Below are 19,288 nucleotides of genomic sequence, written 5' to 3'. Positions count from 1 at the left end.
GTATCGCCTTTGCCGATCAGACGTCGATTGCAACGATCCTGCGGATGACGTAGATGCCAAGCGCCTCGAGGACGCCGATGACGGCGAGCGCTCCCCAGCCCATCGGGGTGTGCCACAGTACGCTCATGGCGGCAGGCTCCATCTGGGTCAGCACCAGCATCAATCCAATGGGTAACAAACCGACGATCCAGGCCTGCATTTTTCCCTGCGCTGTGAGCGCACCGATCTTGCCTTCGATCTGCAAGCTGCTGCGTACCGTGTTGGCCGTTCGTTCGAGCATCTCGGCCAGGCCGCCGCCGGTTTCGGAAGCGATGCGCATTGCCGACACGGTCAGGAGGGTAGTGGGGGTAGGGATACGCAGCGCGAGTCCGTTCAGGCTTTGCTCGAGGGTGGCGCCGAGCCGTTGCTCTCGCAGCAGCAAAGTGAATTCCTGTCCGAGTGGAGCCGGTGCTTCGATCACGAGCTGGGCAATCGCCGATCGTAGGCTCAGTCCGGCCCGCAGGGCGCCAGCCAGCATGGTCAACGCGTCGGGCAACTGCTCCTCGAAGCGGCGCAGGCGGCGTTGCCGCAACCGGGCATACATGAAGCGTGGGAAGAACCCGAGTGTGCAGCCGATAGCCAGCCCTGGCACGAAGCCATGAAAGAACAGCATTGTGAGAATGCTGCCGAGTATCACAAGCGTCACATGCGCCGCAAAGATTTTTCCTGGGTCAATGAACAGGAAGAACTCACGTGCTTGGAAGCTTGTGCGTTCAGTGAACTGTTCCCGGTAGCGCGCCATCGTCGTCATGCCGATGTCGATCATGAACCACGCGAATAATGTCGCCGCAATGGCGCCTACGACCGTCAGTCCAAGGAGAATCGACTGGGTGTTCATCCGGCCGCTCCCGTGTATCCGGCTTCGGCAGGCTCGGATTCATCGGCATCGCCGGGACCATTATCGAAAGCGTCATCGATGGGGACGGGCTTGAAGATGTTCATGTCGAGTGAACGGCCCGAGAAGCGCAACGATTCGTAGAACGTCGGCGCCATGTCACAGCCCGTGAAATAGCCGCGGATTTTGTCGTTGCCGGCGCCACTGCCGTACCCCAGGTTCACGAATCGGAAAAGCTCCTGGAGCTGCAGTTTGCCGCTTTCGATGCCGGTCACCTCGGTAATGCTGGTGACCATCCGCGTGCCGCAGGCAAAGCGGGTCTGCTGCACAATCAGATGGATGGCCGATGCGACCTGTTCACGTATGGCGGACAGCGGCAAGTCCATGCCGGCCATCAGGACCATGGTCTCGAGGCGCGCCAGGCCGTCGCGCGGGCTGTTTGCGTGCAGGGTGGTCAGCGAGCCGTCGTGGCCCGTGTTCATCGCCTGCAGCATGTCGAGTGCTTCGCCGCCGCGGCACTCGCCTACGACGATCCGGTCCGGACGCATGCGCAACGTGTTCCTGACCAGTTCCCGGATCGGTATCGCCCCCTTGCCTTCACCGTTGGCAGGGCGAGACTCCAGGCTGACCCAGTGATCGTGGTGCAACTGCAACTCGGCCGCATCTTCAACGGTGATGATGCGCTCTTCGCCGGGAATGAAATTCGACAAGATGTTCAGCAGCGTCGTCTTTCCGGAACCGGTTCCGCCCGACACCACAATGTTTCGGCGCGCTGCCACGCATACTTCCAGGAATTCTGCCATGGCCTCGCTCATGGCCCCAAGGGAAACCAAATCCTGGGCTGTCATCTTGCGCTTCGCAAATTTACGAATTGTCAGCGCGGGTCCCTTCAGCGCCAGCGGCGGAATGATGGCGTTCACCCGCGAGCCATCCTTCAGGCGCGCATCGACCATCGGCGACGATTCGTCGATCCGGCGCCCGAGCGGAGCGACGATCCGTTCAATCACGCCCATCACGGCACGCTCGCTGGTGAAGGTGAGTGGATGACGTTCGAGCCGGCCTTTGCGTTCGATGAAAATCTTGTCGAACTGGTTGACCATGATCTCGGTAACGCTATGGTCCTCCAGCAATTCTTCCAGCGGGCCCAGGCCCACCGCTTCGTCGAGTACCTGTTTGGCCAGCAGGTCGCGGTCGAGCTCAGGCGGAACCTCTTCCTGCATTTCCGCGATGACCTCGAGAATGAAATTGTTCGTTTCTTCGCGCAGCTCGGAATCGCTCATTTTCGACACGTCGTGCCGGCGCAAATCCATCCGTTCGAGCAAGGCAGCATGCAGAAGTGCACGCCATTCGAATTCGAGCTGCTTCTGTTTCGACAGCGGCGCCACAGCCCGCGCCCGCTCTGCGGAATTTGAATGGTCTGTGCGTACTTGTTTCGTCTGGCTCAAACTACTCCCGAACTGCTGCTGGGACTGTGATGTGATCGCTGGTGCTGTCTCGCTGGCTCGCCGTGTATCCGTGAGCTCCGTTGGCACGTCCGTGGACCGACGGTCTGCGCTGGTGGTGCGACGCTCGGGGCCGTTGTTGTACTGGAGCGCATTGGTCTTGCGGCGATCAGGCACACCTGGGGCACGGCGGTTTGTTCCAGTCGCGGCCGGCATACTAATCACGCGCAGTTTGAAGGGGCCGATCGACACCACGTCTGACGATGTCAGTGCTCCAGGCTGACCAGACACCCGCATGCCGTTAACGGTTAGCCCGAGGTAGCTTCCCATGTCCTCGACCAGGACACCCGAAGGGGTGTTCATGAAGCGGGCATGCTGTTTGCTCACGCGCCAACTGTTCAGGTGGATGTCGTTACGTGCACTGCTACCTGCGACGCATTCGTCAGGGACCTCGAGGGTCTTGACGCTGCCGTCTTGATGAGTAATTTCTATCTTGAACATAGTGGTCGACCACTCAGTGGCCCTGAGCCGTTCCGTGGCTTTTTTGAACCGGGTCGGTCAGGTAGGGTGGGGCGCCGAGATTCTGTTCCAGGCGCTCATTGGTGCGCTCAATACGGTCCTTCAGTGAGGGCGTATGGCTGTCGATCAGATGCGGCGTGACGAACATGACCAGTTCGGTCTCCTTGTTCTGGAAGCGCTTGGAGCGGAAGAGCGCACCGAGGATCGGGATATTGCCGAGGAAGGGAAGGGCTTCGATGTCCGTACTGGTGTTCCGTTGCAGTAAGCCGGACAGGACGATAGTCTCGCCAGGCTTCACGTTGAATTCGGTTCGGGTTCGCCTCGTCAGCAATGCCGGACCGCTCGTGCTCGAGACAGAGGTGTCGATCGAACTGACTTCCGAATCGATGACAGCGCGGATCGCGCCACTGCGAGCAACACGCGGCTCGATGTCAAGCCGCACGCCGTAAGGCTTGAACTGCACTGTCACGCCATTGACGCTGGCCACCGAATACGGGATTTCTCCACCCGCATGAAAACTCGCCTTGTAGCCGCTGCGCGTCGATAGCTGGGGCTCGGCCAGCACCGTTGCCCTGCCATTCTGTTCGAGTGCTTGCAAGGTCGCGTTCAGGCCGAGATTTACCGCGCTGGTAAGGACCGGGCTCACCGGATAGACAAGGCCGTTTTCGGCGCTGGAACTGATCGGCAGCCCGCTATCACCGCCAGGTGGCGCGATGGACAAGCCGGCGGTATTCCCTCTCGTCACGGGGCGCCAGATGCCACCGACTGCTGCACCACCTGCAGTGCCCCATTTGAGCCCGAGATCGCGCAGTTCGCTGCGGGGGAACTCGACCACCTTCACGTCCAGCATGACGGTCTGCTCCCAGCCGATGGGACTGGTGAAGTTGACGATTTGCGGGTAGCGCTTCGCCAGTTCAGTGACCTTGTCCCGATCGGCATCGGTGAGGTCGTCGCCTTCGACGATAATCTTGTCGCCTACAACTGTGGCCTTCGCCTTGGGGATCGTCGACAGGAAACCGGCTATTTCGCGGGCGTAGCGGGTAATGTCGTTGGCCATGACACTGACCTTGGTCCGCTGGTAGCGGCCGTCGCCAGTCCATACATAAAGCATCGTTGTTCCAGGGCCGTTTGCAAACACGATGATGTCCTTGCCGTCCAGTGCATTGGCAGTAATGACCTGGGCGCTGCCAACGGCGATACGCACCACGCCGCGGGCCGGGAACACGCGAGATTCACCCACAAACATCTCGAGCTCCTGTGCGGGCTCGGCTTCACTTGGCTGGACGGGTTGTTGCGTGCCGGCGTGATCCTGCAGCGCCGCCATGCTTGGCGCACCAGCTTGCTGCGACCACGCTGGCATTGCCGGCGCGGCAAGCAGGCCAGCAATGATTGCGAGACCACTTCGTACTGACCGAATACGGTTCTTCATGGCTTGTCGCTTTCGTTATGGACAGCTATCGGAAGGTGGCAGCGCTTGCTGCGTGGTGTTACGGGATCACGGGGTTCGGAGCGAGGGCAGCACCGGGGGCCGCTGTTGGAATTGTGCTTGCCGGGGCAGCCGCGATTACCGGCGAAGACGCTGGCGGTGCCAGCTGCGAAGCGCGTGCATCGCCGAACCTCAGGGCCTCCTGTGGAAGCTTGGCGCCGCTGCCGCCATACAGGACCGGCACTCCTTGAACAGAATGGGGCGCCATCCGCCGATTGCCGAACAAGGCTGCTAGGTCGAGGCTCTTGCTGCCGATAGGCTCATTGTCGCCTGGATTGCGCAACAGGGCAGTCAGCTTTCCGGTTTCGCGTGCGATGATGATGTTCTTGGCTTGATCCGGAGTAGCGTTCAAGGTTACCGTCGCAAACTGGGCTTTTTCGCCGCTCTTGGGATCGTCTACCACACGCTGGCCGGTTGCCATTACCTGCATGCTCTGTAGAAGCGGCAGCACCACCTTCTGGCCGTTCTGCTCAACGGCGAACATCAGGTCGATCAAATCGCCTGGTTCGAGCATGCCGGAAATGGAATTGATCTCATCCACGACGACCGTGATGGCGCGCCGGCCTGGAGGGAGCCGCGCCGAAAATGTTGGCGCGCGCTGGGCTTCCATCTGACTCCACATGAGCATTTCGCCGCTTCTGAGGTTGTAAGCGACTGCCTTGCCGTCAATGCGTGCGAAATCCTCGGGTCGGACCGCCCCGGATTGTGCGAAATCGACTGGAATCTTGCGAACTGCAAGGTTCTCCTTGCCGAGCTTGGTGCCGGCAGCGACTTCGGTCTTGACGACGACAATATCGACAGTCTCACGCTTGTTGCCTTCTAGCATGGCTTCCATTTGATGACTCAGGAAGCTGCGTGCAGCCAGCGCGGTCAATAATCCGATCGACAAGGCGACGCCGAGCGATAACCAGGTCTTATTAATATTCCGTAGCGACTGGAAGTTGATTTTCATGATCAGCCTGGAAGAGATATGGCGTAGCTAAATTTATGAAAGGCGGTTCGGAAGGCTTCAGCCAACTGCCACAGCACGCTGTCCTGATTTGCCATTGCCACGCCCAGTGCAAAGGCGAGCGCAGCGCAGACAACAAGGTATTCGATGCTTGATTGGCCGCCTGAACGTTTAATGCACGAATATTTCACCTGGAAAGCCCCGCGAAATGAACCCGGTTCAGGACGATGACGCTTTTGTTGTTATCGCTACTGAAAAGAACTGCGATCGCCTCTGCGCCAGAGCGTTTGAAAAACATGGTCCGTGCGTCAGACGCAGTGTGGGAACCTGCAGGCATGGCCGACAAAGGACCCGATTTGCGCTCGAGGATAAAACCGTCGGCACGAAGCATGCGCTGCACATATTCTCTATTGATGCCAATGCTGTGGGAATTGACGATGGCATCATGGTCGGCGCGGGTCCTGCCGTCGATGGACGTGGTGTGACTTGCCAAAGTCGAGCCTGGGGGCATGGAGGATAACAGGCGACGCGCTACGGCGGCATCGGCAGGTTCCTCGTTGTCTACTGGCGGCCTGGTCACCGCAATTACACCGCGCGTGCCGGAGCCAAGCGGATCGAGGTGCACCGTGACGTAATACTGGCCTTCTCCCCGGCCCAGGATGATTTTGTCGCCGCGTCGGTCTTCCATGAGCGGCTGACCGAACAACTGCCGGAAAGAGGCAGCGAGCTCGGAGGGGACTGCCCGTGAAACGAAGCCACGGATCCTGGCCCGGCTGCCATTTACACTCACTTCCCGAGCGACGTCGAAGGTTTCGATCTGCCGGGGAATACGCACTTGCGGCCATTCGTCGGCGGAGGTGGCTGACGCAGGATGGAACGATCCCAGCGTCGCAAGCAAGACACATATCTGCTTTAAAAATTCCCTATTTGCAGTTCTGAGTGCGCGCTTTGTACATGCCATCGTAGCTCCTTATGCAAAGTACAGCGTGCGGAAAGGAAATGTCGTCAGCTATTTCAGCCTATCGGATGGAACAACGTCTTGCCAGAAATCAAGTTGTCCCAATTGTGGGGTCTGCACCTGGGCTGCTTCGAAAGGCATGATGAAGACACCGGTCACTGACGCGATCGGTCTGAGCAGCGTGCCCGGAACCAGCAATTTGCTATCGATGCGTTCTACAACTTTGTGCGGCGAGTCGGCATCCCAGCCATTGGCAACCAAACTCGTGTGACGGGTTATCGACAGGTCGATCTTGTCGAACGGTTGATAGGACTTGAGGAAACCAGGCGTATTGACCAGCTTGACACTGACATTGCCTGTGAAAATGCCGGTTGCTTTCAGGCCGAGCTGATCGGCGATGTTCGTTGCTACATCCGTGCCGCCAATCTTGTTGAAGGGATCGCCGTCCTTGGCCGCCTTTAGGCCATCAGCCCGGGATGCACTTCTGGCGTCACCGAAGCTGATCGATACATCCTTGTCGAAGTCGGCGATCAATGGTTCGTTGGCCGGGCCGCGCCAGAAGAGATTACGGTGAGCGTCGAAGTTGCCGGCGGTATCGTTTGTCTTGATAGGCGCGTCGGGATTGCTATAAAACCGGCGGCGCACTTCTCCCGCCAATTGGCCGGGGTCCTTCCAACTGTTTTGCCAATCGTTACGTGCGCTCGTATCGAAGGCGACGTAACGGCTGGCCATTTGTGTCTGGTAGACGAGGTCTTGGTATTTCGCGATCATGGGCATCAGCAGAAAGAGCGGGACCAGCGCCAGCGCCACTACCAGGAATTCGGTCAGCGCCTGTCCGCTTGTGCGCGCTGCTTTCAGGCGCCTGCTCATTTGCGCTTTACGATATTGCTTACTTGGAAGCCGTCTGCCAGATAGGGCGCAAACACTGTCGCATTTACCGACGTATCGAGTTGCGCTTTGACGGCGCGCGCGTTTAGCCCACCGACACCAGATAACTCGAGCTCCATACCGGAACCTGTCGATCCGGTACCCGCATGCCAGCCTGCAAACGAGCCACTACGTGAAATGCAGGCCGTGCCACCCGTACCAAGGACATGTGTCATCACGCCGCACTCGATGCCTGCGATCGTTTTGTGCTCCCCGGTCTTGATTGGCCCGTATTGCTTCATCGCTTGTTCCATGGCAGCCAAGGCCGCTTGCATCTGCGCGTTCGGTGCTGCTGCCCGGCTGACTTGTGTCTGCGTTTTTGGGCCGATGTGCGTCAGCGCCGGGGCGTCTGCATGAGCATGCGCTTCACAGACACCATGGGCTGTTTTATTGACGAGATCGATGTCGCAAAATCCCTTGGTGGATGCGAGTTTCGCTACTACCCGACGGTTTTCCACCAAGCTGCAATCGGCGTGATCGTAGGTATACAGGAGCGTGGTCGTGTACGTTATCGTTCGATTCGCAGCATCATAAGTGTCGCTCTGGGTGCTCTGGACATAGTCCGGCCAGACCTGCGGCGGTCGGGTCTGACGGCCGCCAAGCTGGGCTGCATGGATGCAGTTTTGAATATCGGCCTTCAATTCGTCCAACATGGCTGCATGGCCTTTCGTGCCGTCGAAATAGCCTTGCAAACGTACCCAGTGAACCTTCACGGACTCCCTGCTCGTGCCTATCCTTTCGTGGGGAAGCGGTGAATTGGCCAGCGCGGTTTCGCCTTGCGTCGTGGCGTGGGCGCTCGACCAGATCAATCCTGCCCAAGTCAGCAACAACCAGATGGCGAGACGCGATCGGCTTACAAAAATGACGTAGGTTGAGGTGATTTGATTCGTGCTCATCGAGGTCCTCCCAGCGCGATTGCCTTCGCAATATCGACGCTTGATGTGGAAACTAGGTGAACTTGCCAAAACGGGTCGAACAAGCTGGCGAGTTCGGTGTTGCCATCGCTGCGTGGAACAGGTCTTCGGAAAAAGACTTCCGATGTCGAAACCGCCGCGAGAACATCGGAGGCAAGTTTGCTGTCGAACCGGGCCAATCTGCCCGATGGTTTCACGCCGGACCTGCCTTCGGAAGTCACGGCCTGGTCCTTCGCTCTTGTCAGCCGGATGGCAAATCGAAGCAGGGGCGGCGAGTCTTCATTCGCCTGCAATGCATTTTGCTTCAGGTCATAAAATTTAGGCAGTCCGCTATATTTCCAGTCGTTGCTGCTTGCATAGACGCTTGCGACCGGATTGTCGGCTCTCGAGCCACCGAATCCGCTGTCTCCGCCGCTACGGCTGTTTGCGGCTCCCTGGCTGGCAGCGCCGAGTGGCGTCTCGTCCTCATCGCAACTCGTGGAGAAAAGGTGGATGTGGAAGGTCCATGTATGAAGCGACGCAGTGTCCATCGCACGCCATTCGTCGAATCCGATCAATTCAGTGGCGCCGCGCCTCCGGAATTCAGCCTTATTGCCCAATATGCAGGGCATGCCATTGGCCGATGTCCATGAGCGCTGCTGAATGAATTGATCCTGGTTCGCAGCTTTGACCGTGACGTCCTTGAAACGGCTGCGATCCTTGTCCGCATAGCGAGTAATGAAGTTAGCGCCAAGAAGCCCGAAATCATCGGTTAGCGGTATGTTGTCGACGTGGACCTCGCCGTCATTCACATAATTTGCATCCGCCACTTCCTGCATCAACAATTTACGTGCAATGAACAAGTCTGCAGCCATGTTCACCTGCGCTGCCTGCAATGCTGCTTTGGCCACTTCTGCGGTGGTTACAACGGCCTGCGCAGCAGATGGAACAGTCTGGCCCAGCATCGCAGCAGCGCTCGCACCGGGCGGAAGGCCCAATGCATAGCAGGCCGGTACATAGGTCAAAAGCAGAAGGCCGACCGGAACGGCAAATTGATTCCGGCAATTCATCAGTGTTTGCGCGCTTTGCGCATGGTCGGAAACATAGGCCGTCCATGACGCCATGCTCACGGCCTGGGCAATCATCACTTCGTTCGCCACTAATGCACGATTGGTATAGGCATCGAAATTCAGTGCGCGCGCGTGCATGACGCCGGCGCTGTAGGCGACTGCATCGGCGGTGTTGACCAGCTTCGTCTTCTCGGCGGTCAGTTGACCGGTATTGAAAAGAAAGAGCAGCGCAATAAAGCTTCCCGCCAGCGCGAACAGGCCGAAGATGAGAGCCTGTCCTTGCTGTCGGGCCAGAATGCGCGACCGCGCTTTGGCCGCGCGGCGCGAACGATCGCCGCTATTAACCGCCATCCTGCTTGCCTGCACCCGCTTGGTCACCATACGAAGACAGAGAATTTGCATCTCCATCTTTTGCCCGGGTTTCGGCCTTTGTCGCAGCACTCCCGGCGGCGGTAATCGCTGCCTTACCGTCTTTGCCTGCTACCTCCAGCGCAATGCCAGCGGTCTGGTTTCTGATGGTTGCACCGAACAACTGGTAGACCGCAATCGCTGCTACGGCAATCAAGGCAACGATGATGATGTATTCAGTCATCCCTTGCCCACGTTGTCTTAATTTCTGGGTAATACGTTTCATGCTTGGCACTCCTTGAGGTTGAAGTCATTAGGCTTGCTTGCAGGACACAGTATGTTTGCAGGAGGCGGGGAAAATATTGCCGCCGATCAACTTTGGTGATTGGAAGGACTTCCGCTCGATCGACTATTGATCAGTCGCTGATTCCATGGAACTTGGGTATGCGCCGGGGCTGGCGAGGAGCTGGATAGAGGGGGAAATGAGAAGAGCTGAAGTACAAACAAAAACGGCCTAGCCCAATAAAAGGCTAAGCCGTTGATGGTGAAACAAATTCTGGTGGTGATAGGTGGACTTGAACCACCGACCCCAGCATTATGAGTGCTGTGCTCTAACCAACTGAGCTATATCACCGAAAACAGGTACTAAAACAAAATGGCTCAGCTGGTGAAAGCCAAGCCATCTCGTATGAATTCTTGGTGGTGATAGGTGGACTTGAACCACCGACCCCAGCATTATGAGTGCTGTGCTCTAACCAGCTGAGCTATATCACCGAAACGGGGTGCATTATGCCGTCCGCACCCAAGACTGTCAAGGTTACCCGCTCCGAATGTGCTTGTCCAGCGCGCCAAGAACCTGAGCCGTTGCATCTTTCGCCAGACAATCGACGACAATCCGCTCCGGCATCGAGCGCAGCCAGGTCAGCTGGCGCTTGGCCAGCTGGCGCGTGGCGACGATGCCGTTCTCGCGCAGCTGTTCGCGGCCGTACACGCCGTCCAGGTATTCCCAGCTCTGGCGGTAGCCGACGCAGCGCATCGACGGGAGGGTCAGGCTCAGGTCCCCGCGTGCGCGCAGGCGCGCCACTTCGGCCACGATGCCTTCGTCGTCGCGTTCGCCCAGCATCTGGTCGAAGCGCAGTGCGATGCGCTTGTGCAGCACCGCACGGTCCGATGGCTCCAGCGCGAACGAGACCAGTTCGAAGGGCAGCGCTTCCTTCTCGCGCTTCGCCAGCAGCTCCGACATCGGCTTGCCCGACAGTTCGATGATCTCGAGCGCGCGGTTGATGCGCTGGGCGTCGTTCGGCGCCAAACGGTCCGCGGTTGCCGGATCGAGCTCGCGCAGCTTCGCATGCATGCCGGGCCAGCCGATGCGCGCGGCTTCTTCGTCGATGCGGGCGCGCACTAGAGCATCCGCGGTCGGCAGGTCGTCGAGGCCGTCGACGAGGCCTTTGAAGTACATCATCGTGCCGCCGACCAGCAGCGGCAGCTTGCCGCGCGCCTGGATCTCGGCCACCAGCCGGATCGCGTCGTCGCGGAACTGCATGACCGAATAGGACTCGAGCGGATCGATGATGTCGATCAGGTGGTGCGGCACGCTGGCCAGTTCTTCAGCGGTCGGCTTGGCGGTGCCGATGTCCATCTCGCGGTAGACCAGGGCCGAGTCGACCGAGATGATCTCGACCGGCATCTCCTTGGCGATGGCCAGTGCGGCGGCGGTCTTGCCGGACGCGGTCGGGCCCATGATGGCGACGGCCATCGATTTGTGATTCACAGTCATAAATCCAATTACTGCCCGCGAAGGAACAGCTTGTCCAAAGCGGAGATCTCCAGCTGCACCCAGGTCGGGCGGCCGTGGTTGCACTGGTCGGCGCGTTCGGTCGCTTCCATCTGGCGCAGCAGGGCGTTCATCTCCTGCACCGACAGGATGCGGTTGGCGCGTACCGCCGTGTGGCAGGCGAGGGTGCCGAGCAGTTCATTGCGGCGCTCGATCAGCACGCGCGAGCCGCCGTATTCGCGCACGTCGCGCAGGACGTCGCGCGCCAGCGTTTGCGCGTCGGCGTTCTTGAGCAGCGTCGGCACCGCGCGCACGGCCAGCGTGGTCGGCGAGACCGCGGCGATGTCGAAGCCGAGCGCTTTTAGCGTCTCCTGGTTTTCTTCGACGGTGCCGACTTCGATGGCGTCGGCGAAGAAGGTCACCGGAATCAGCATCTGCTGCACCTGCATCTGCTCGCCGCCGGCCTGGGCGTCGAGAGCGTTCTTCAGCTGCTCGTAGAGGATGCGTTCGTGGGCCGCGTGCATGTCGACCAGCACCAGGCCCTTGCGGTTCTGCGCGAGGATGTAAATGCCGTGCAGCTGGGCGAGGGCGAAGCCAAGCGGGAAGTCGTCGTCGTGGGCGGGCGCGGTCGTGGGCGGCAGCTCGAAGCCGGTCTTTTCCGGCGATGTCGCCGCGTCAGGGGACTTGGCGCCGGCGAACAGCGCGCCATAGCTCTCGGTGCGCTGCGCGACGCCGCCGCCGCCGGACGATTGCGCATCCCAGCGGCTGCCGGCCGGGAAGGGCGAGGGCGAGAAGGTCGATGCATACGGCGACGAGGGCGTCAGCTGCGAGCCGAACGAGGTCTGCTCGTGCGGGCGGCGCCAGGCTGGGGTGCCGCCGCCGCCCGAGTCGCGGCCGAAGCCGCCGCCCCAGGATGCGCCCGACGAGGGCGCGATCTCGGCCGCGCTGACCGGCGCCGGCGCGTTGCCGTGCGAGGTCGCCGAGGTCTGGGCCAGTGCGCGCTGCACCGCGTGGAACACGAACTGGTGGACGGCGCGGCTGTCGCGGAAGCGCACTTCGATCTTCGAGGGGTGCACGTTGACGTCGACCATGGCCGGATCCAGCTCCAGCGCCAGCACATAGGACGGGAAGCGGTCGCCGTGCAGCACGTCTTCGTAGGCGGCTTTGACGGCGTGGACCAGCAGCTTGTCGCGCACGAAGCGGCCGTTCACGTAGAAGAACTGGCCGTCGGCGCGCGCCTTGGAGGCGGTCGGCAGGCCGACGTAGCCGTGCAGGCGCAGCGGGCCGGCGCTTTCATCCAGCTGCAGCCGCGCTTCTGCGAAGTCGTTGCCGAGGATCTGGGCGCTGCGCTTGGCCGCTTCGCTGACGTTCCAGTGGTCGATGGTGCGGCCGTTGTGGGTCAGGCTGAAGGAGACGTCCGGACGCGCCAGCGCGATGCGGCGCACGACTTCGGCGCAGTGGCCATACTCCGTCTGCTCGGATTTCAGGAACTTGCGGCGCGCCGGCGTGTTGAAGTACAGGTCCTGCACATCGATCGTGGTGCCGAAGGCGCCGGACGACGGTGAGACGGTGCCCTGGTGCGAGCCGACGATTTCCCAGGCGTGGGCCGCGTTAGCGGTGCGCGAGGTGATGCTGACCGCCGCCACCGAGGCGATCGAGGCCAGCGCCTCGCCGCGGAAGCCGAGCGTGTTGACGTTCTCGAGGTCGGTAAGCGAGGCGATCTTCGAGGTCGCGTGGCGGGCCAGCGCGAGCGGCAGCTCTTCGGGCGGAATGCCTTTGCCGTTGTCGGTGATGGCGATGCGCTTGACCCCGCCTTCCTCGAGACGGATCGTGACCTGGGTCGCGCCGGCGTCGAGCGCATTTTCCAGTAACTCCTTGACCACGGCCGAGGGCCGCTCGACGACTTCGCCGGCGGCGATCTGCGAGATGAGCTGGTCAGGGAGCTGCTGGATGGGGCGGTGGGTGGGGGCCGGGGCGTTCATGCACAAATTATAGCTCGGTGTCCCGGTGGCAAAGCACGGCTGTCCGATTTTTCCGAAATTCGGGGTCAGAGCACATTTTGTCGAAAATTCGGGGTCAGAGCACATTTTCCGGCAACACCGAATCCATCCTTTAGCGCTATCCACGCTCTGGATGCAAGAGGGGCGTGCGCCGAAGTAGTGCCATAAGAACCTTGTTCGAAAAAGTGCTCTGACCCCGAATTTGAAGTGAAAAGTGCTCTGACCCCGAATTATTTTTGCTCGCGCACGGGAATCTGCGCATTGCACAGGTCCAGGTAGTTCGGCGAGTACTTGTTCCACGGGCCGCCGCGATTGCGCTGGGCGTCGAGGACGGCCTGGTAGGTGGCGCTGTCGGTGCGCATCACTTCCAGGTGGGCGCGCTCGGCTTCGGGGACGTCGGCCGCGACCTTCACCGCCATGATCGGCACTTGCAGCTCCGGCTTGTCATAGAAGCCCATCGGCGCCGGGCCGCGCGGCAGGGTCGACAGCAGCGGCATGCCGGCCACGACGCGGCCGACGACGGTGATATTGCGGTCCAGCTGGCGCGGGGCCTGGCCGGTGACGACGTAGAGGCTGGTGCCGCCGCCGCTGTCCGACTCGTTGCCGCGGGCCACGCCGACCATGCCGTAGCAGTGCGTCAGCCAGGTCTGGCCGGCCTTCGGGTCGCGCCCGACCGGGAAACCGTTCGAATGCCCGATCTGCGGCGCGAAGCCGTCGGCGTCGCGCATGCGCGTGAACTGCTTGTCATTCGATAAAGGCACCGTGAATTCGGCCGGCAGGCTCTGCTTCGCGTCCTTCACCTTGCGCGCCTTGTCGTCGTCCTCGTGCGGATCGCCCCATTGCACCACGAAATTGTCCTGCGAGCGGATGATCGCCAGGCCGTCGTAATAGTGCTCGCGAGCCAAGGCCTTGATGTTCTTGGCGTGGTTCGGGGCAAACGAGGGCGCCAGTTCGATCACCACCCGGCCGCTCGGCAGCTCCAGGTAGAGCGTGTTCTCGGGATCCAGCGGACGCCAGTCGGCGGGCGCCGAACGTTTCAGTACGTCGCCGACGCTCGGCTTGGGCGGCAACTCCTTTTCCGCCTTCTTTGTAGCGTCGGCGGCGCCGGCGTGACCAGCCAGCAGGGCCGCAGTGCCCAACACGAGGGCATAAGACAATTTCGGGTAGGGCATCTGTGTCTCCTTGTCGTTTTTGTACAAGGATTGTAATCCGGAAAGTGCAAATTCTCCCTCCGAAGTTGACCTTGCCGCCATTTTCCGGGTCCGGTCTGATGGTATGATTCGGCGCTACCATTTAGGATGATTATGGATCTGATGCAACTCTTCGACATGCTTCTTCATGTCGATAAAACCCTGGGCACCCTGCTGGCCCAGTACGGTGTGTATGTTTATGCGGTCCTGTTTGCGATCGTGTTCTGCGAGACCGGTCTCGTGGTGCTGTTTTTCTTCCCCGGCGACACCCTGTTGTTCATTGCCGGCGCCTTCTGCGCCACCGGCGAGATGAGTTATCCGCTGCTGATGCTGCTGCTGATCATTGCCGCCGTCACCGGGAATACCCTGAACTATTACATCGGCGGGGCCATCGGCCACCGCGTCTTCACCCACGACTACCGCTGGCTGAACAAGGATGCGCTGCAGCGTACCCACGATTTCTTCGAAAAGCATGGCGGCAAGACCATCATCCTGGCGCGCTTCGTGCCGGTGGTGCGTACCTTCGCGCCCTTCGTGGCCGGCGTCTCGGACATGACGCATACCCGCTTCCAGATGTTCAACATCACCGGCGCCGTGCTGTGGGTGGCCGGCCTCGTGACTGCCGGTTACTTCTTCGGCAATATTCCGGTCGTGCGCGACCACCTGACCGCCATCGTGCTGGTGGGCGTCGGCGCGGCCGTGGTGCCGCTGGCGCTGGGCGGCATCTACAAGTTCGGACGCCGCATGATGAGCCGCTGAACTCGCTAGCCTTGTCATCCTTGCACAACGCGCCGCCCAGTCGGCGCGTTGTTCGTTTACAGTTGCCGCGTGGACTCAAGTTTACTGTCGGTTGCGCCGATAAAGCAGGAGACAGCAACACTACTGGAATCCCATGCGTAACCTGATCGCCCTGATCGCTTGCAGCTGCGTCGTCCTGAGCGCAAGCGCGAACGATCCTGTACCCGCCGCAGCAGCCAAAATTGCGGCCTCCGTCTCGAAGCCGGCATCGGCCTCGATGCCGTCCAAGGAACAGATGGCCAAGGACGCGGCCAAGGAACCTGTGCCGGGCAAGAAAGAGACTCCGGCCAAGATAGACACCCCGGCCAAGAAAGCCGCGCCGGTCGAGGACGACAAGGAGCAGGAAGCCGAAGTCGCCCTCTCGGCCAAGATCGCCGAGCGCCTCGCCGCACTGCGCGAACGCCAGCAGGCGCGCGCCACCGCCGCCGTGCGCGCGAAGAAAGTCGCCGACGCCAAGCGCCGCGAGGAAGACAAGGCCGCGGCTGCCGCCGCAATCCTGGCCGCCGCGCCCAAGCATGGCACCGTCTGGTCCTATGAGGGCGAGCTCGGCCCGGCCAACTGGTCGAAGATCAATGTCGACTGGGCCAAGTGCGGCATGGGCAACCGTCAGTCGCCGATCGACCTGCGCGACGGCATCAAAGTCAACCTCGAGCAGATCGGCTTCGACTACCACCCGTCCTCGTTCAACGAGGTGAACAATGGCCACACCATCGAGGTGACGGTGGGCGGCGGTAATTTCATCACGGTCGGCAACCAGACCTACGAGCTGCAGCAGTTCCACTTCCACCGCCCGTCGGAAGAGCGCATCAACGGCAAGGGCACCGAGATGGTCATGCACATGGTGCACAAGAGCTACGACGGCAAGATTGCGGTGGTCGCCGTTCTGCTCGAGCGCGGCCAGGCGCATCCGCTGATGCAGACCATCTGGGACAATTTGCCGCTGGAAAAGCAGGAGGTGGTGGCGCCGTCGATCGTGATCAATCCGATGGATGCGCTGCCGGAAAAGCGCGACTACTTCACCTACATGGGTTCGCTGACCACGCCGCCCTGCACCGAAGGCGTGCTGTGGCTGGTCTTCAAGCAGCCGCGCCAGGCGTCGCCGGCACAGATGGCGCTGTTTTCGCGCCTGTATCCGCTGAATGCGCGGCCGGTCCAGTCGACCGCCGGGCGCATGATCAAGGAATCGAATTGAGTTGGCTCGTCGTTCCCGCGAAAGCGGGAATCCATACTGAGTATCCGGAATTACAGGTCGCGTATATGCCGCGTCAGCATGGATCCCCGTTTTCACGGGGATGACGGTTTTAGGGCGTCAGGCCAGCGCCGGCGTAATCCGGTACTCGCCCCGCCAGATCCCACCCGGCTCCAGGGTCAGCGGCCCCAGCGAGGCCGGCTCGATGCACACGAAGTTCCGATACTCCTCATCCTCCATGTCGGCCAGCGCCGCCGCGTCCGCCGGCCCCGGATTCCACACCACCGCATCCGTAAAACCGGTCTGCTGCAGCAGCAATTTGTCCGCCCCATTGTCGAAGCTGATGGGCTTGGCAATATGCGAGAACACCTGGTCCAGCTTGTCGGTCACGGCCAGGGTCTCGGCCTGCACGCCTTCGATGCGCACGGCTTCGACGTCGTCGACCAGGTGGTAGGTGTGCAGCGCCGCGGCGAAGGGGAAGGGGTGGGTGCCGGTATTGCGCACTTCGAGCGTCATGCCGAGTTCGGCGCCGTGCACGCTTACGCGCAGCGCCAGTTCAAAGGGGTAGGCCCAGGCGCTCGAGGCCTGCGGCGAGAGGTCGTCCTGGTTCAGGCCCAGCACGGCAAAGGCGGCGCCGTCCTGCTCGCCGCTGTCGAGCACGCGCCAGGTGCTGGTGCGCGCGAAGCCGTGGCGCGTGCCTTCGCCGCGTTCGGCAAATTGCGGGAAGATGACCGGCACGCCGCCGCGGATGGCGCGGCTGCCGTCGAGCGCGGACAGGCGGCTCATGAACATGCGTTCCTGGGACGGCGCGCCGGTACTGGAAACTGGTTTCCACGACACCAGATGGGCGCCATACAGGGTGATGGTCGCTTCGGCGCCGTCCGGCGCACGCAGCAGCAGAGCGGGCAATTGCCCGTATTCGATAGTTGATGCGCTCACGACAGACCCTCCTCTGACTAAGACTCGACAGGCGTCAGGCGGTTCGGCCCTTCGCCAGCGGCGGATTGTACGCGAAGTAGCGCTTGATGCCTTTCGTGATCGCGTCCGCGAGCTGGTTCTGGTAAGCGTCGTCCTTCAGGCGGGCTTCCTCTTCCGGGTTCGAAATGAAGGCCGTTTCGACCAGGATCGAGGGGATGTCCGGGGCTTTCAGCACCGCGAAGCCGGCCTGCTCGACCGAACCCTTGTGCAGGCGGTTGATGCCGCCGATCTCGGTCAGCACGGCTTTGCCCAGCTTCATGCTGTCGTTGATCTGGGCCGTGGTCGACAGATCGAACAGCACGCTGGCCAGCTGCTTGTCCTGGGTGCCGAGGTTCACGCCGCCGATCAGGTCGGCCTTGTTCTGGTCGGTCGCCAGCCAGCGCGCCGCGCTCGAGCTGGCGCCTTTTTCGGACAGCACGAACACCGAGGAGCCGCGCGCGGAGGGCTGAATGAAAGCGTCCGCGTGGATCGAGACGAACAGGTCGGCCTGCACCTTGCGCGCTTTTTCCACGCGCTGGCCGAGCGGCACGAAGAAATCGGCGTCGCGGGTCAGCATCACGCGCGTGTTCGGCAAATCTTCCAGCTTGCCCTTCAGGCGCTTCGCGATCTCCAGCACGATGTCCTTCTCGTGCACGCCGGTGGCGCCGGTCGCGCCCGGGTCCTCGCCGCCATGGCCTGGGTCGAGTGCGATGGTCACCATGCGCGCCACCTTGCCGGCCGAATTCTTTGCCGGCGATGCCGGCTGGGACTGCGGCGCGGTCGGCTGCGGCTGGGCCGGGTTGCTGCCGGCGCGCGCAGCGTCGGCTTCCAGCTTGGCGATGGCGTCCGGGCCGGCCTTGCCGATCGTGGCGTCGCCCGGCTGGGGCGCCGGCGTCGGCGTGGCGGCGGGGACATTCTTCTCCGCATCCGACCAGTTTTCCTTGGCGATCATGGCCGCCAGCGGATCGGCCGGCCGCAGCGGATACAGGTCGAAGATCAAACGGTGCTTGTAGCCGGCCACCGGTGGCAGGGTGAATACCTGCGGCTTGACCTCTTCCTTCAGGTCGAACACCAGGCGCACCACGTTCGGGCGGTTCTGGGCGACCCGCACGTGCTCGATATAGGGATCGTTCGATTCGACCTTGGCGACCAGGCTTTTCAGCGTGTCGTTGAGCGCGAGGCCGTCGATGTCGACCACCAGACGCGGCGGATTGGCCAGCATGAGGTGGGTGGCTTTCAGGTCGCCGTCGTTTTCCAGGGTGATGCGGGTGTACTCGTCGGCCGGCCAGACGCGCACCGCCAGGATCTGCGCGGCGAGCGCGGACGAGGGGGCCAGCGCGGCGCCGACGACGGACAGCAGCAGCGTGCCGCCGGCTTTCAGGACCGTGCGGCGCTTGGGAGAACCGGGAATCAAGGAATCGGGGGGAAGTGCAGGCGTTCGAGGCATAGCAGGCCCAAGTCGGACAACGCCTGCAATTCTACAGTACGACCGTGGCCGCTGACCGACAGCAACACCCTGACGTCGGGTGGCGGCAACACCGGCTCGCCTTTTTCCGGCCATTCGACGATGCAGATGTTCCTGCCGTCGAAGTCTTCGCGAAAGCCCGCATCGAGGAATTCCTCGGGACTGGACATGCGGTAGAGATCGTAGTGGATGAGGTTGACGCTTTGTCCATCCAGCGTGATCCGGTAGGGCTCGGACAGGGTGTAGGTCGGGCTTTTCACCGCGCCCTTGTGGCCGGCCGCGTGCAGCAGGGCGCGGGTGAGGGCGGTCTTGCCGGCGCCGAGGTCGCCGTGCAGGTAGATCACGAGGCCGGGGACGATGGCGCGTGCGAGGGCGCCGCCCAGGGCCTGGGTTGCGGATTCGTCCTCGAGGTAAGCGTTCAGTTGTTGCATAGGTGCTGCGGGATTAAA

17 protein-coding genes and 2 tRNA genes are annotated in these 19,288 nt (G+C 61.5%); 2 read left to right on the top strand and 17 right to left on the bottom strand.

Features of this window, described 5'->3' with window-relative positions:
* Window positions 1–16: 16 nt before the first annotated feature.
* The 14 genes from AC07PE_RS05735 to AC07PE_RS05670 all read right to left on the bottom strand — a co-directional run bounded on the left by AC07PE_RS05735 (window position 17) and on the right by AC07PE_RS05670 (window position 14,412).
* On the bottom strand, window positions 17–877 hold the full coding sequence (locus AC07PE_RS05735) for a type II secretion system F family protein (RefSeq protein WP_498762403.1): 861 nt from the start codon (window positions 875–877) through the stop codon (window positions 17–19).
* A complete protein-coding gene (locus AC07PE_RS05730; RefSeq protein ID WP_498762401.1) occupies window positions 874–2,817 on the bottom strand; it encodes a TadA family conjugal transfer-associated ATPase in 1,944 nt (647 codons plus the stop codon). The genes AC07PE_RS05735 and AC07PE_RS05730 overlap by 4 nt, the downstream gene beginning before the upstream one ends.
* Window positions 2,818–2,830: 13 nt before the next feature.
* Window positions 2,831–4,264 carry a type II and III secretion system protein family protein gene (locus AC07PE_RS05725; protein ID WP_498762399.1) on the bottom strand — a complete coding sequence of 478 codons (1,434 nt, stop codon included), beginning with the start codon at window positions 4,262–4,264 and terminating at the stop codon, window positions 2,831–2,833.
* 58 nt (window positions 4,265–4,322) lie between these two features.
* The gene (cpaB, locus tag AC07PE_RS05720; protein WP_498762397.1) at window positions 4,323–5,273 is read right to left on the bottom strand and encodes a Flp pilus assembly protein CpaB; all 951 of its coding nucleotides are present in this window, start codon (window positions 5,271–5,273) and stop codon (window positions 4,323–4,325) included.
* A 184-nt stretch (window positions 5,274–5,457) separates the two neighbouring features.
* Window positions 5,458–6,231, bottom strand: coding sequence for a hypothetical protein (locus AC07PE_RS05715; RefSeq protein ID WP_498762395.1), 774 nt, complete (start codon window positions 6,229–6,231; stop codon window positions 5,458–5,460).
* 48 nt (window positions 6,232–6,279) lie between these two features.
* The gene (locus AC07PE_RS05710; protein ID WP_498762394.1) at window positions 6,280–7,098 is read right to left on the bottom strand and encodes a hypothetical protein; all 819 of its coding nucleotides are present in this window, start codon (window positions 7,096–7,098) and stop codon (window positions 6,280–6,282) included.
* Window positions 7,095–8,051, bottom strand: a complete 957-nt coding sequence (locus tag AC07PE_RS05705; RefSeq protein WP_498762392.1) for a hypothetical protein — start codon at window positions 8,049–8,051, stop codon at window positions 7,095–7,097. The genes AC07PE_RS05710 and AC07PE_RS05705 overlap by 4 nt, the downstream gene beginning before the upstream one ends.
* Complete coding sequence (locus AC07PE_RS05700) at window positions 8,048–9,499, bottom strand: pilus assembly protein TadG-related protein (protein ID WP_498762391.1); 1,452 nt, start codon at window positions 9,497–9,499, stop codon at window positions 8,048–8,050. The genes AC07PE_RS05705 and AC07PE_RS05700 overlap by 4 nt, the downstream gene beginning before the upstream one ends.
* A complete protein-coding gene (locus tag AC07PE_RS05695) occupies window positions 9,459–9,752 on the bottom strand; it encodes a hypothetical protein (RefSeq protein WP_498762389.1) in 294 nt (97 codons plus the stop codon). The genes AC07PE_RS05700 and AC07PE_RS05695 overlap by 41 nt, the downstream gene beginning before the upstream one ends.
* A gap of 271 nt (window positions 9,753–10,023) precedes the next feature.
* Window positions 10,024–10,100 (bottom strand) — tRNA-Met (locus AC07PE_RS05690).
* Window positions 10,101–10,163: 63 nt separating this feature from the next.
* A tRNA-Met gene (locus tag AC07PE_RS05685) sits at window positions 10,164–10,240 on the bottom strand.
* Window positions 10,241–10,283: 43 nt separating this feature from the next.
* Window positions 10,284–11,243 (bottom strand): tRNA (adenosine(37)-N6)-dimethylallyltransferase MiaA, encoded by a 960-nt coding sequence (gene miaA, locus AC07PE_RS05680; RefSeq protein ID WP_498762387.1) that lies wholly within the window; start codon window positions 11,241–11,243, stop codon window positions 10,284–10,286.
* Window positions 11,244–11,251: 8 nt separating this feature from the next.
* The gene (gene mutL, locus AC07PE_RS05675; protein ID WP_498762385.1) at window positions 11,252–13,222 is read right to left on the bottom strand and encodes a DNA mismatch repair endonuclease MutL; all 1,971 of its coding nucleotides are present in this window, start codon (window positions 13,220–13,222) and stop codon (window positions 11,252–11,254) included.
* A gap of 248 nt (window positions 13,223–13,470) precedes the next feature.
* On the bottom strand, window positions 13,471–14,412 hold the full coding sequence (locus AC07PE_RS05670; protein WP_498762383.1) for a peptidylprolyl isomerase: 942 nt from the start codon (window positions 14,410–14,412) through the stop codon (window positions 13,471–13,473).
* A 132-nt stretch (window positions 14,413–14,544) separates the two neighbouring features.
* Here AC07PE_RS05670 and AC07PE_RS05665 point away from each other — a divergent pair, with 132 nt between their 5' ends.
* Both AC07PE_RS05665 and AC07PE_RS05660 read left to right on the top strand, forming a co-directional pair.
* A complete protein-coding gene (locus tag AC07PE_RS05665) occupies window positions 14,545–15,189 on the top strand; it encodes a VTT domain-containing protein (protein ID WP_498762381.1) in 645 nt (214 codons plus the stop codon).
* 133 nt (window positions 15,190–15,322) lie between these two features.
* Complete coding sequence (locus AC07PE_RS05660) at window positions 15,323–16,420, top strand: carbonic anhydrase (protein WP_498762379.1); 1,098 nt, start codon at window positions 15,323–15,325, stop codon at window positions 16,418–16,420.
* Window positions 16,421–16,537: 117 nt separating this feature from the next.
* Here the strand turns inward: AC07PE_RS05660 and AC07PE_RS05655 are convergent, their stop codons facing one another.
* From AC07PE_RS05655 to tsaE, 3 genes are read right to left on the bottom strand one after another with little or no spacing between them, the layout of a single operon-like run.
* Window positions 16,538–17,356 (bottom strand): D-hexose-6-phosphate mutarotase, encoded by an 819-nt coding sequence (locus tag AC07PE_RS05655; protein WP_498762377.1) that lies wholly within the window; start codon window positions 17,354–17,356, stop codon window positions 16,538–16,540.
* A gap of 34 nt (window positions 17,357–17,390) precedes the next feature.
* The gene (locus AC07PE_RS05650; RefSeq protein WP_498762375.1) at window positions 17,391–18,821 is read right to left on the bottom strand and encodes an N-acetylmuramoyl-L-alanine amidase; all 1,431 of its coding nucleotides are present in this window, start codon (window positions 18,819–18,821) and stop codon (window positions 17,391–17,393) included.
* Window positions 18,785–19,270: a tRNA (adenosine(37)-N6)-threonylcarbamoyltransferase complex ATPase subunit type 1 TsaE gene (tsaE, locus tag AC07PE_RS05645; RefSeq protein WP_498762373.1), complete on the bottom strand. Its 486-nt coding sequence runs from the start codon at window positions 19,268–19,270 to the stop codon at window positions 18,785–18,787. The genes AC07PE_RS05650 and tsaE overlap by 37 nt, the downstream gene beginning before the upstream one ends.
* Between the last annotated feature and the right edge of the window lie 18 nt (window positions 19,271–19,288).

The sequence above is a fragment of the Telluria sp. GW821-FHT07G12 genome (assembly GCF_059418525.1).
The sequence above is the reverse complement of the archived record's forward strand: the minus strand, read 5'-3'. Positions and strand labels throughout refer to the sequence as shown.